General features: G+C 72.5%; 13 protein-coding genes. 8 read left to right on the top strand and 5 right to left on the bottom strand.

The window, feature by feature from the left end:
* Positions 1-20: 20 nt before the first annotated feature.
* Positions 21-992: a Bax inhibitor-1/YccA family protein gene (locus LH044_RS05500; RefSeq protein WP_227758796.1), complete on the bottom strand. Its 972-nt coding sequence runs from the start codon at positions 990-992 to the stop codon at positions 21-23.
* Between the two features lie 172 nt (positions 993-1,164).
* On the opposite strand from LH044_RS05500, the gene LH044_RS05495 reads away from it, so the two are divergent.
* From LH044_RS05495 to LH044_RS05465, 7 genes are all read left to right on the top strand, one after another.
* Complete coding sequence (locus tag LH044_RS05495; protein WP_227758795.1) at positions 1,165-2,355, top strand: acyl-CoA dehydrogenase family protein; 1,191 nt, start codon at positions 1,165-1,167, stop codon at positions 2,353-2,355.
* The gene (locus LH044_RS05490) at positions 2,352-3,239 is read left to right on the top strand and encodes an acyl-CoA thioesterase (RefSeq protein WP_227758794.1); all 888 of its coding nucleotides are present in this window, start codon (positions 2,352-2,354) and stop codon (positions 3,237-3,239) included. The genes LH044_RS05495 and LH044_RS05490 overlap by 4 nt, the downstream gene beginning before the upstream one ends.
* A 104-nt stretch (positions 3,240-3,343) precedes the next feature.
* Entirely contained in the window at positions 3,344-4,591 is a 1,248-nt protein-coding gene (locus tag LH044_RS05485) for a potassium channel family protein (protein ID WP_227758793.1), read from the top strand.
* Positions 4,592-4,687: 96 nt separating this feature from the next.
* Positions 4,688-5,131 carry a hypothetical protein gene (locus LH044_RS05480; RefSeq protein ID WP_227758792.1) on the top strand — a complete coding sequence of 148 codons (444 nt, stop codon included), beginning with the start codon at positions 4,688-4,690 and terminating at the stop codon, positions 5,129-5,131.
* A gap of 196 nt (positions 5,132-5,327) precedes the next feature.
* Positions 5,328-6,137 carry a hypothetical protein gene (locus LH044_RS05475; protein WP_227758791.1) on the top strand — a complete coding sequence of 270 codons (810 nt, stop codon included), beginning with the start codon at positions 5,328-5,330 and terminating at the stop codon, positions 6,135-6,137.
* 24 nt (positions 6,138-6,161) lie between these two features.
* On the top strand, positions 6,162-7,031 hold the full coding sequence (gene mca / locus LH044_RS05470) for a mycothiol conjugate amidase Mca (protein WP_227758790.1): 870 nt from the start codon (positions 6,162-6,164) through the stop codon (positions 7,029-7,031).
* Positions 7,028-7,861: a polysaccharide deacetylase family protein gene (locus LH044_RS05465; protein WP_227758789.1), complete on the top strand. Its 834-nt coding sequence runs from the start codon at positions 7,028-7,030 to the stop codon at positions 7,859-7,861. The genes mca and LH044_RS05465 overlap by 4 nt, the downstream gene beginning before the upstream one ends.
* 19 nt (positions 7,862-7,880) lie before the next feature.
* On the opposite strand, the gene LH044_RS05460 is transcribed toward LH044_RS05465, so the two are convergent.
* From LH044_RS05460 to gad, 4 genes are all read right to left on the bottom strand, one after another.
* Positions 7,881-8,498 carry a thermonuclease family protein gene (locus tag LH044_RS05460; protein WP_227758788.1) on the bottom strand — a complete coding sequence of 206 codons (618 nt, stop codon included), beginning with the start codon at positions 8,496-8,498 and terminating at the stop codon, positions 7,881-7,883.
* Between the two features lies 1 nt (position 8,499).
* Positions 8,500-9,678 carry a steroid 3-ketoacyl-CoA thiolase gene (locus LH044_RS05455; protein WP_227758787.1) on the bottom strand — a complete coding sequence of 393 codons (1,179 nt, stop codon included), beginning with the start codon at positions 9,676-9,678 and terminating at the stop codon, positions 8,500-8,502.
* A 101-nt stretch (positions 9,679-9,779) separates the two neighbouring features.
* The gene (locus LH044_RS05450) at positions 9,780-10,133 is read right to left on the bottom strand and encodes a hypothetical protein (RefSeq protein ID WP_227758786.1); all 354 of its coding nucleotides are present in this window, start codon (positions 10,131-10,133) and stop codon (positions 9,780-9,782) included.
* 109 nt (positions 10,134-10,242) lie between these two features.
* A complete protein-coding gene (gad, locus tag LH044_RS05445; RefSeq protein ID WP_227758785.1) occupies positions 10,243-11,628 on the bottom strand; it encodes a glutamate decarboxylase in 1,386 nt (461 codons plus the stop codon).
* An 80-nt stretch (positions 11,629-11,708) separates the two neighbouring features.
* Between gad and LH044_RS05440 the strand changes: the two genes are divergently transcribed.
* The gene (locus LH044_RS05440; protein WP_227758784.1) at positions 11,709-12,509 is read left to right on the top strand and encodes an acyl-CoA thioesterase; all 801 of its coding nucleotides are present in this window, start codon (positions 11,709-11,711) and stop codon (positions 12,507-12,509) included.
* Positions 12,510-12,536: the final 27 nt, after the last annotated feature.

Raw genomic sequence — 12,536 nt, 5'->3', positions numbered from 1 at the left:
CGACCGCAGGGCTCGTCAGGTCACTGGCGGAGACGGGCGAGCAGCCGCAGCATCTCCAGGTACAGCCACACCAGCGTGACGAGCAGGCCGAAGGCCCCGTACCAGTCCATGTAGCGGGGGAGGCCCTGCTGGACGCCGCGCTCGATGAAGTCGAAGTCGAGGATCAGGTTGAGGGCGGCCACGGTCACGACCACCAGGCTGATCACGATCCCGAGCGGCGACCCGCTGGTCCAGAAGCCCTCGCCGACGCCGAACAGGTTGGCGATCAGCATCACGCCGTAGACCACGGCGATGCCGAACGTCGCGGCGATCACGCCCTTCACGAACCGGGGCGTCGCCCGCAGGATCCGCAGCCCGTAGAGCACCAGCATCATCAGGAAGACGCCGAGGGTGGCGACGATCGCCTGGGCGACGATGCCGGGGAACTGGGCGCCGTAGAACGCCGAGATGGCGCCGATGACGTAGCCCTCGCAGATGGCGTAGCCGATGCCGGTGATGCGGGCGAGCTTCGGCTTGAAGGCCGTCAGGATGGCCAGGCCGAGCGCGGCGAACAGCGCGACGAACAGCAGCCACGGTCGCTGCATCGTGGCCTCGAAGACCGGGTTGCCGTTCTGGTCGACGCGGCCGAGCGGGTCCTCGACCACGGTCACCGACTGCCAGCCGAAGATGGCGGCGGCGAAGAGGAAGGCGAACAGGACGAGCGAGGCGGCGGCGACGCCGCCCATCGTCATGACCTTGCCGTCGGTCGCCGTCGGGATGCCGGTCCGGCCGCCGTAGCCGAGCGCCGCGTCCGCGCCGCCGGAGGTGCCGGTCGTCGCGCCACCGCCGGCCAGCCCGCCGGTGATCGCACCGTGCGCCGGCGGCGTGGCGGCACCTGCCCCGCCCTGCATGCCCTGGGCGCGCTCCCACTCCTGGGCCGGCGACAGCCCTCCGGAGCCGCTCGACCCCTCGAGGCCGAACGCCTTGTCGGTCAGGATCGGGTTGCGTGACATGGCATCCTCTCGATGCGTCCGGGAACGCCCGGTCCGTGTGCGGACGACCCGTCGGGTCGGTGCGAACAACGTACTCGGGTCGATCCGCCTCCACGGGGCGGGTACGGACGTCGGACAGCCGCGGTCGACCCGGTCCGAGAGGGCCGACGGCCACCAGATCAGGGGGACGGACATGACCTTCGAGGTGCCGGAACAGGTCAGGGGGGTCCGCGACGAGGTCGAGGCCTTCATGCGCGAGCGCGTCGAGCCGGCCGAGCCGGTGCTGCACGAGGGCGGCGACGAGGCGGTCGAGCTCATCCGCTCGCTGCAGTCGCAGGCCAAGGCCGAGGGGCTCTGGGCGCTCGGCCACCCGAAGGAGCTCGGCGGCGGCGGCCTGCCGTTCATGGACTACGTGTACGTGAACGAGGTGCAGGGCCGCAGCGAGTTCGGCCAGATCGCGCTCGGCACCTACACGCTCCAGGACTCGATCATGCTGAACAAGTACGCGTCGCCCGAGTGGCGCGACGCGTACCTCGCCCGCCTCGTGCAGGCGGAGGTGTCGCCGAGCTTCGCCATGACCGAACCCGAGGTCGCGAGCTCCGATCCGACGCAGCTGCGGACCCGCGCCGAGCTCGACGGCGAGGAGTGGGTGATCAACGGCCACAAGTGGTTCACCACCGGTGCCAACCGGGCCGCCTACACGACCGTGATGTGCCGGACCGAGGACGACGACGTGTCGCCCTACCTCGCCTACTCGATGATCATCGTCCCGACCGACACGCCCGGCTACGAGATCGTGCGCGAGACGCCGGTGCTCGGCATCCGCGGCGGCCACTGCGAGCTGCGCCTGACCGACGTCCGCGTGCCGGCGAGCAATCTGCTCGGCCCGCGCGGCCACGGGTTCGTCATCGCCCAGGAGCGACTGGGCCCCGGACGGATCTTCCACTGCATGCGGTGGCTCGGGCAGGCGCAGCGGGCGTTCGAGCTGATGTGCGAGCGGCTCAACACCCGCACCGCGTTCGGCGAGCCGCTCGCGGCGAAGCAGCTGATGCAGGCCCACGTCTTCGAGTCGTACGCGGAGATCCAGTCGTGCCGGATGCTGACGCTGCACGCCGCGGCGGCGATCGACCGGGGCGAGCAGGCCCGGGTGGAGATCGGGACGATCAAGGTCGTGGGCGCCCGGATGCTGCACAACGTCATCGACCGGGCGATCCAGGTGCACGGCGCCGCCGGGCTCACCGACGACACGCCGCTCAGCTTCATGTACCGGGCGGCCCGCTTCGGCCGGATCTACGACGGCCCCGACGAGGTCCACATCCACACGGTCGCCCGCCGGATCCTGAAGACCACCCGCGACGGCGGGCGCTGGGAGTTCGCCCGATGACCCACTCCTCGTCCGCATCGGCGATCGTGCGCGGCGGCGGCACCGAGTTCGAGCGCGACACCGCGGTCGAGGCGCTCGGCGACGGCCGCTACCGCGCCCGGATCTCACCGGCGTGGTGGATCGTGCTGGGCCCGAACGGCGGCTACGTGGCCGCGATCCTGCTCCGGGCCGTCGTCGCCGAGGTCGCCGACCCCTCGCGCCGGCCGATCTCGGCGACGTTCCACTACCTCCGGCCGCCGACCGAGGGCGACGTCGAGGTCGAGGTCACGATCGAGCGCGCCGGGCGCAGCGTGAGCAACGTCTCGGCCCGGATGACCCAGGACGGCCGCCTGCTCGTGCTGGCGCTCGTGGCGGTCGGCGCGCCCCGGGAGGGCTCGCTCGAGTTCGACGAGACCGACGGGCTGCCCCGGGCGCTCGACGGGTCGACGGTGCCACGGTGGTCCGAGATCGAGCCCGCCCCGATCGACCCCGAGCGCGACATCCCGATGCGGGCCCGCTACGAGATGCGGTGGGGCTTCGGCGGGGTTCCGTTCGCGGGCGAGCCGGGCGCGACCGCGGAGACCGGGGGCTGGCTCCGGCTGAAGGAGTCGCCGGTGGTCGACGAGATGGTGCTCGTCGCCATGTCGGACGCGTGGATGCCGCCGGTGTTCAGCCGGGCCGCCGAGCAGCTCGCGGTGCCCACCGTCGACCTGACCGTCCACTTCCGGGGCCGGCCGTCGGACTCGCTGGCGGGCCCGTCGGCCGACGGCGAGGAGTCGGCCTGGTGCTTCGTGCGCTTCGCCAGCCCGGTCGCACGCGACGGCTACCTGGTCGAGCACGGCTCCGTGTGGGACTCGACGGGTCGGCTGCTCGCCGACGTGCGCCAGCTCGCCGTCGTCATGTGACCGTTTCTGACGCCACGAGACGGTGCTGACGACGCACGGATGTCACGAGAACCCGGGGATTTCGGCCAGTCGACCCACCGGTGGACCTATCCTTTCTGTCCCATATGGACGACCGACCGCGAAGTCTCAAGGCCATGCTCGCCGAGGCGAAGGACACCTCGGAGATCATGGTCGACCTGGCCTACGCGGCCGTCTACTTCAACGATCCCGGCATGGCCGACGAGCTCGGTGAGCTCGAGGAGCAGCTGAACGACCTGACGCAGGAGATGAGGGCGATCTGCATCCTCGCCGTGCGCCGACCGGCAGAGGCCGAGGGCATGGCGTCGGTCCTGCAGGTGATCTCGGCGATCGAGGGCATCGGCAACGCCGCGGTCGACATCACCCGGATCGTCACCCACCGCCTCGGCATCCCGAACGAGCTGATCGCCGACCTGTCGAACGCGGACGAGGTGTCGCACCGCGTGTGGATCCGCGAGGGATCCCACTTGGCGCACCGGCCGCTGAAGGATCTGGAGATCCCGGTCCAGTGCGGCATGCGCGTGGTGGCCATCCGTCGCGGCCGCTCGTGGATGATCGAGGAGATCGACGGCGACGTCGTGCTCATGCCCGGCGACGTGCTGTTCCTGCGAGGGTCGCCCGCCGGCATCGCCCGCCTCCACGAGCTCGCGGCCGCTCCGACGTGGGAGCCGCCCGAGGTCCCCGAGCCCGACGCGCTGACCGACCTCGACCGCGCCGTCGACGTGCTCGTCGAGATGAAGGACGTGTCCGAGGCGGCGGTCGGCCTGGCCTACTCGGCCCTCGCCCTGCGCGACGCCGGCCTGGCCGCCGAGGTCAACCACTTGGCCGAGCGGCTCGACGAGATGAAGGACCACCTCCAGCTCTGGGTGCTGCGCGCCGCCAAGCACGACGTCGACCCGTCGCCCCTGCGGGGCCTCCTGCAGCTCGCCGCGGCGGCCGAGGAGATCGGCGACCAGGCCGCCCAGATGGTGTGGCTGATCACCGACGGCATCGAGGTCCACCCGATCGTCAACATCGCGCTCGGCGAGGCCGACGTCGTGGCCACCCGCGTGCCGGTCGCCCCCGGCTCGGTGGTCGACGGCAAGTCGCTGGCCGAGCTGCAGCTCGACATCGAGCCCGGCTTCTGGATCCTGGCGATCCGCCGGGACAGCCGCTACCTGTACCGGCCACGCGGCTGGGTGCGGCTCACCGCCGGCGACGACCTGATCGCCACCGGCCCGCACGAGGGTCGGGAGCGCCTGGCCGAGCTCTGCGGGTGGCGCGTGGTCGAGGACGAGGACGACCCGACCGGACAGATCGACCTCGAACCGCTCCGGGCCGCCCTCAGGGGCTGATCTCCGCCCGCCGGCGGCCGCGACTTTCTGACCGCTCCCGTCCTGGGTGGTTCCGCCCGTCGACCTCGACGACGCTCGCTGCCACCATTCGGCGTCGTGGGACACGGGCGGGCGCGCGGCGCGTTCTCGGGGTTGGCGATCGCCGGCCTGGTGTGGTGCACCGCCACGCTCCTCGCGGCGGTGGTGGCCGCCGGGCCGGCCGGCGCGTCCACGTGCCCCCACGACGGCCTCGCCCGCACCGAGGTGCGCGCCGAGCTGCAGCTCGTGCCGTTCGGGCCCACCTGCCGGCACGAGCGCATCGACCCCTTCGGTACGCCCTACGACGACGTCGAGGTCGACCCGCCGGAGCCGGTGTGGCGCACCGCGCTGGCCGCCGGCGCGCTCACGGGCCTCGTCGGCGCGGCCGGCCTGGTCGGGACCCGTCGCGACGACGACGGGGCGGACGCCGAGGCGGGCGGCGAGGGCGGAGCCGACCCGGGCACCGACCGCGAGCGGGAGCCGGTCGCCGCCGGGCGCGACGACCGGTGGTCGGGCCGCTGACCCGGTTGTGCCTCGGCCAGCGCGACGCGCCACGTCGCATCGAGTTCCCGACGTGATCACGTCGGGAACCGTGCACACTGGCGGGGTGGGGGAGCACCGGCCCGGAGGTCCAGCGGTCACGACGACGCGATCGGGCCGGCGGGGTCGTGCCGCGCCCGGCCCGTGGCTCGCGCCGTCGATCCTGACGGGGTCCCTCGTGCTCGTCGTCGTGGTGTTGGTGGTGCCGTGGCTCCTGACCGCGCTGTCCTTCGGGTTCTGCACGATGCCGAGCGGGGGCGAGTACGACTACGGCACGATGCGGATGTCGGTCGTGCCGTACGGCCCCGTGTGCGAGGACGTCCCGACACAGCCGTCGGTCTCGTTCGGTCCGTCGCTGGTGTGGACCGTGGTCCCGGTCGTCGGCGCACTGGTCGCGGTGGTGTCCGTCGTGGTCATCGGGGTGCGGGCCCGTCCGATCCCGACCGCGGCGGTCGACCGGGGCTCGTGGTGGGACCAGGTCGGCGCTTGGGCGGCGGTCGGTGTCGTGGGCGGCGGGGCAGCCAGCGCCGCCATCGTGGGTGGTGGCGCCACCGCGGTCGCCGTCGCCGACCACGCGTTCGGACCCGGATCCGGGCCGGGCATCCTCGAGTCGGGACTGTTCGGGACCATCGTCGGGGGCATCGTGGGCGTGGTCGCCGGACTGGTCCTCGGCGTGCTCGTCGCTGGCTTCGTCTCCCTCGGAGAGACACGCCGCTGGCCGTCGACCCCCGGCTCCTACGCGGTCGTCGCCGCGTCGCTCTCCGGACCGGCGTCGCTGGTCGTGCTGATCCCGGCGCTGGGGTTCATGAACGCGTCGGGTTGGGCCCTGGCGCTCCCCCTCGCGGTGTCGGCGGTGGTCGCGGTGCTGGCCGCACCGGCGGGATGGGTCGCGTGGCGCCTGGTGGAGCGGATGATCTCCGCACGGGTCCAGCGCCGCAGCCCCGGGGCGGGCGGCGTCCGCTGGTCGACCGTGCCGACTCGTCCGTGAACGGGCGCCGGTAGCGTGGTGCGGGTGACCGACCCCCTCCGCCTGCTCACCGTGCACGCGCACCCCGACGACGAGTCGTCGAAGGGCGCGCCCACCGTCGCGCTGTACAAGACCCAGGGCATCCCGTCCACGTTGGTCTGCTGCACGGGCGGGGAGGCCGGAGACATCCTGAACCCCGCGATGGATCGCGACGACGTGCGGGAGAACCTCGCCGCAGTGCGGCGCGAGGAGCTGGCCCGGGCGACGGAGATCATCGGCTACGACCACGTCGACCTGCTCGGCTACCACGACTCCGGCATGCCCGACACGCCCGAGAACGAGCGCTCCGACAACTTCTGGAACGCCCCGATCGACGAGGCGATCGGCAAGCTCGTCGCCATCATCCGGCGGGACCGCCCACAGGTGGTCGTCACCTATCCCGAGGACCAGTCGCACTACGCGCACCCCGATCACCTCCGGGTGCACGACATCACGATCCCGGCGTTCGACCGGGCTGCGGACCCCGACTGGTACCCCGAGGCCGGTGAGCCGTTCCAGCCGCTAAAGCTGTACTACTCGGCCTGGTCGAGCGCCCGGATGATCGGGATGCACGAGAAGTTCCTCGAGCTCGGGCTCGAGTCGCCGTTCGACGAGACGTGGCGGCAACGTTGGGCCGACGCCTCGCAGGACGACCTGATCACCACGAGGGTCCCCGTCGGCGACTTCTACCAGGTGCGGGAGAAGGCGCTGCTCGCCCACGCCACCCAGATCGATCCGGACTCGCCGTTCTGGTTCGGCCTGCCCTCCGACGTCGCGCGTGACGTCCACCCCTACGACGACTACATCCTCGCCCGGTCGCTCGTCGACACCCAGGTGCCCGAGTCGGACCTGTTCGCCGGGGTGCCCGGACGATGAGCACGCTCGCCGAACGCCTCGGCTACTCCGCGGACGACCGGCTGCTGATCGTCAACTGCGACGACCTCGGCATGTGCCACTCGTCGAACGAGGGGGTCTACGACTCGCTGCGCAACGGCCTGGCGACCTCGGCCACGCTGATGGTGCCGTGCCCCTGGGCGCGCGAGGCCGCGTCGCACTACCGCGGCGAGGACGTCGGCGTGCACCTGACGCTCAACGCCGAGTGGGAGCTGTACCGGTGGGGGCCGATCACGGTCGCGCCGTCGCTGCTCGACGGCGACGGCGGGTTCCCGCGCACCGTCGTCGACGTGTGGGACCACGCGGACCTCGACGAGACCCGGCGCGAGCTGCGGGCGCAGGTGGAGCGGGCGATCCTCTGGGGCTTCGACGTCACGCACCTCGACTCCCACATGGGGACGCTCCAGATGCGCCCCGAGTTCTTCGACATCTACCTGGACCTGGCGATCGACTTCGGCCTGCCGATCCGGCTGTCGGGGTGGTCGACCCAGGAGCTGACCGGGTTCCCGCACCGCCAGCTCGCGGAGGACGAGGGCGTGATCGCGCCCGACCACCTCATCTTCTCGACCGGGATGGGCGCTCGTCCGGCGTTCGAGCGGTTGATCCAGGACCTTCGGCCGGGCGTGACCGAGATCTTCGCCCACCCCGCCACCGACCACTCGGAGCTGCGGTCGCTCGCCCCCGACTGGGCCACCCGCGTCGAGGACCACTTCCTGCTCACCGGCGACACCGAGCTGAGGGCGATGGTCGAGCGCTCGGGTGCCGTGCTCATCGGGTGGCGCGAGCTGCGCGACCTCCAGCGCGCCGGCTGACCCGAGGTCGCAGGCCGGCTCAGTGGTCGACCGGGGGGTCGGCCGCGCAGGCGCCCCACAGCCCGGCGCCGGCGGCGCGAGCGTCGGCGACCGCCCGACGGAACTCGTCGGTGTGGGCCACGTTGGGCGGGTAGGTCAGTAGGCCGGCGTAGCCGTCGGCGGCGAGCGCCAGGTTCACGAACAGGCCGTCGGACGCCCGGTACACGTACGCGAGGAGTCGTTCGTAGCGATCACGCTCCTCGACGTCGAGCACGAGCCGGACCCGCGTGCCCTCTGGGAGCAGCTCGCCGGTGTGCTTCGACGCCTCCTTGCCGAAGCACTCGACCGGCGCCCCCTGCTTCACGCTCTCGGGGGTGTCGATGCCGATCAGCCGGACGCGCTCCTCGGCGCCGCCGAGGTCGGCCACCAGCGTGTCGCCGTCGACCACCCGGACGACCGTCGCGTTGCCCTCGACCGCGCCGGGGCCCCGGGGCTCGCCGCCGGCCTCCGGGTCGGAGCCGCAGCTCGCCAGCACCGCTCCCGCAGCCAGGATCGTCGCCGCGAGCAGCAGCACCGCCGGTCGCGGCACCGGCCGGCGGGTCGGAGGGCGGTCGCCACCCGGGCGGGCGATGCGCGTCGCCGCGCCCGGGTGGGCCACGTCAGATCCGCTCGATGATCGTGCCCGTGCCGAGCCCGCCGCCGCAGCACATCGACACGAGCGCCGTCTGCTGGTCGGCCCGCTCGAGCTCGTAGAGCGCCTTCGTCATCAGGAAGGCGCCGGTGCCGCCGAGCGGGTGGCCCAGGGCGATGGCGCCGCCGTTGACGTTGGTCTTGTCGAGGTCGGCGCCGACCTCCTTGGCCCAGGCCAGCACGACCGAGGCGAACGCCTCGTTGATCTCGAACAGGTCGATGTCGTCGATGCTGCGACCGGTCCGCTCGAGCAGGACCTTGGTGGCATCCATCGGGCCGGTCAGCATGAGGACCGGGTCGACGCCGACCAGGCACGTGTCGACGATGCGGGCCCGCGGCGTCACGCCGAGCTCGGCCGCCTTCTCGGCGGTCATCAGCAGCACCGCGGCGGCGCCGTCGGAGATCTGCGACGACGAGCCGGCCGTGTGGACGCCGTCCTCGCGTGCGACGGGCTTGAGCGTGGCCAGCTTCTCGAGCGTCGTCTCGCGCAGGCCCTCGTCGCGGTCGACGACGTGGGTCGAGTCGAGCGGGTTGCGCTCCTCGTCGAGGTCGGGGGCGGTGACCGGGACGTACTGGCCGGCGAAGCGGTCCTCGGCCCAGGCCTGGGCGGCGAGCTGCTGGCTGCGGAGGCCGAACTCGTCGCAGTCGGCGCGGGTGACGCCCCACTTGTCGGCGATGCGCTCGGCGCCCTCGAACTGCGAGGTGAACTCGTAGCGGCCGAAGTAGGTCCTCGGCACCGGCACGCCGAGGCCGAGCTTCTTGTTGGAGTTGGACCCGATCGGGATGCGGCTCATGGACTCGACGCCGCAGGCGACGGCGACGTCGGTGACGCCGGCGCCGACGAGCGCGGTGGCCAGGTTGGTGGCCTGCTGGGACGAGCCGCACTGCGTGTCGACCGTGGTGGCCGCCACCTCGAGCGGGAGGCCGGCCGACAGCCAGGCCATGCGGGCGATGTTGAAGGACTGCTCGCCGACCTGGCTGACGCAGCCGCCGACCACCTGGCCGACCTCGGCCGGGTCGACGCCGGTGCGTTCGAACAGGGCGGACTGGACCTGGCCGAGGAGCTCGGCGGGGTGGACGCTCGACAGGCCACCGTTGCGGCGGCCGATCGGGGTGCGGACGGCATCGACGATCACGACTTCGGACATGGCGGCATCCTACGGATGTCGGCGAGGGGCATCCCGTCGGAGGGGCATCCCGTCGGAGTGGCTCCCGGTCGTGATCGGCGCCGGGTGCGATCGCCGGTCGGTCAGGCGGCGTGGGTGCCGGTGATCCCGCGGGCCTGGCGGGCGAGCTCGGCCTCCCGCTCGGCCTCCTCCGCCGCCTGGCGGTCGGCCACCCGGCGGTTGGCGTCGGCCAGGGCGGCCCGGGCGGCGGCGATGCCCTTGCGGCCCGTGGAGATCGTCCGGCGATCGAGCCAGCCCTGGTGCTCGACCGAGCGGCGGTGGGCGCCCCGCGCCGTCGTGCCGGGCTCGGGCGCCGGTGCGGGCAGCACCGTCAGGGAGGGGGTCCGGTCGGTCGGGGTGACGTCCGCGGCCTCGTCGCCGGCATCCTGCCGGGCGGGTGTCGCCGGGACGGAGATGAGCGTGAGCTGCGTGGTCATGGCACCAGCATGCCGAGGGGGTGTGACAGTGCTCCACGGGGACCGGTCCCCGCTGAGGAGGCGCCGCGCGATCCGCTGAACGGCGCCTCAGACGGGCCGCACCATCCCCCTAGTGCGAGAAGGAGGTGCCCTCCTCCTGGCTCATCGGCACGGTGACGGGATGGCGCTCGAGGAACTCCACCGCCTCCTTCATGTCGTTGAGCAGGGCGTTGATCTCGTCGGTGGTGATCTCGAGGCGGATCAGCGCCCGCTGGACGACCTGGGTCGACAGGTCGCCGGTGAGCGGGTACGCCGGCACCTGCCAGCCCCTCGTCCGCAGGCGGTCGGCCAGCTCGTACAGCGTCCACGTGACGCCCGCGTCCTCGCGGAGCTTCCACGTCACCGCCGGGATCCCGACGGCGGGGTCGCCGTCGTAGATCAGCTCCAGCGGGCCGACCTTCGGCAGCTGCTCGGCGAGGTGCTTGGCGGTCGCGTAGCTGCTCCCGTGGGCGGCGGCGTACCCCTCTCGGCCCAGGCGGAGGAAGCCGGCGTACTGGGCGATGATCTGCCCGGCGGGCCGGGAGAAGTTGATCTGGAACGTCGGCATGTCGCCGCCCAGGTACGTGACGTGGAACACGAGCTCCTCGGGCAGCTCGGCGGCGTCCCGGAACAGCACCCAGCCGACGCCGAGCGGGGCCAGGCCGAACTTGTGGCCCGACGAGCTGATCGACTTCACGCGCGGGAGGCGGAAGTCCCAGACCAGGTCGGGGGCGAGGAACGGCGCGGTGAACCCGCCGCTGGCGGCGTCGACGTGGATGTCGACGTCGAGCCCGGTGCGCTCCTGCAGGTCGTCGAGCGCCGCGGCCAGGTCGGCCACCGGCTCGTAGATGCCGGTGTAGGTGACGCCGAGCGTCGGGACGACGCCGATCGTGTTCTCGTCGATCTGCTCGAGCATGGTCTCGGGCGTCATGCCGTAGCGGCCGTCGGCCATCCCGACCTCGCGCAGCTCGATGTCCCAGTAGCGGGCGAACTTGTGCCACACGACCTGCACGGGACCGCACACGAAGTTGGGGGAGTCGGTCGGCTTGCCCTCGGCCCGGCGGCGATTGCGCCACCGCCGGTGCATCGCCATGCCGGCGAGCATGCACGCCTCGGACGAGCCGATGGCCGACGTGCCCACGGCGTCGTGGGTCTCGGGCGCGCTCCACAGGTCGGCGAGCATGTGGACGCACCGGCTCTCGATCTCGGCCGCCGTCGGGTACTCGTCCTTGTCGATCAGGTTCTTGTTGATGGAGAGGGCCATCAACTTCATGATCTGCTCGGGTTCCCAGGTCGAGCAGAACGTCGCCAGGTTCTGGTGGGCGTTGCCGTCGAGCTCGATCTCGCGCTCGACGATCTCCTCGACCATGCGGCGGTCGGTCGCCTCGGTCGGGAACTCGAAGCGGGCGATCTCGCTCGAGAGGCGGGAGACGGCGGCGGTCAGCTCGTCGACATCGGAGCGGCGGTGCAGCGGCATGGGCTACAGCATGCCCGCGACCGGGCGAGGGCGCCGTCACCCGCCGGGGCCGCGCCGGCGCGCCGGTAGCCTGCGCCCCGATGGACGCCGCCGAGTTCCTGGGCCTGGAGCCGACCCACAACCCCGGGCGGTGGCTGCTGCCGGTCACCGACGGCATCATCACCGGGGGCAACTTCCTCTTCGGCGGGTGCGGGCTCGGCGCCGCGGTGGCGGCGATGGAGGCGGTGTGCGAGCGGCCGCTCGTGTGGGCCACGGCGCAGTACCTGAGCTTCGCGACGACCGGCGAGATCATGGACCTCGACGTCACGGTGGCCGTCAGCGGGCGCAACACCGCCCAGGCCCGCGCCGTCGGCCACGTCGGCGACCGCGAGATCCTCACCGTCAACGCGGCGCTGGGGGAGCGCGACCTGCCGGTCGAGGGCCAGTGGGCCGTGATGCCCGAGGTCGCCCCGCCCGAGGAGTGCCGCGTGCGGGCGCCGCGCTTCGGGCTCGAGCGCTCGATCATGACCCGGCTCGACGTGCGGATCGCGGTCGGCCGGGGGTGGGAGGACCTCGACGGCCACCCGGTGCCCGACGGCCGCTCGGCGCTGTGGGTCCGGGTCCCCGACGTCGAGATGTCGGCCGCCGCGCTGTCGATCCTCGGCGACTACGTCCCGTTCGGCATCTCCCAGGCGCTCGGGGCCTGGTTCCCGATCAACAGCCTCGACAACACGCTGCGCGTGGTGCGCCTGGAGCCGAGCGAGTGGGTGCTGATCGACATCCGCGTCGACGGCCTGCACAACGGGTTCGGCCACGGCTCGGTCCACCTCTGGAACCAGGCCGGCACGCTGCTCGCCACGGCCAGCCAGTCGACGCTCGTCCGCAACCACCGCCTGGACTGACCGTCGAGCCGCTTCGGTAGCGTCCGG

The organism is Dermatobacter hominis, from assembly GCF_020715685.1.
Classification (GTDB): Bacteria; Actinomycetota; Acidimicrobiia; order Acidimicrobiales; family Microtrichaceae; genus Dermatobacter; species Dermatobacter hominis.
Note: the sequence above shows the minus strand (reverse complement) of the source record. Positions and strands in the feature narration are given on the sequence as shown.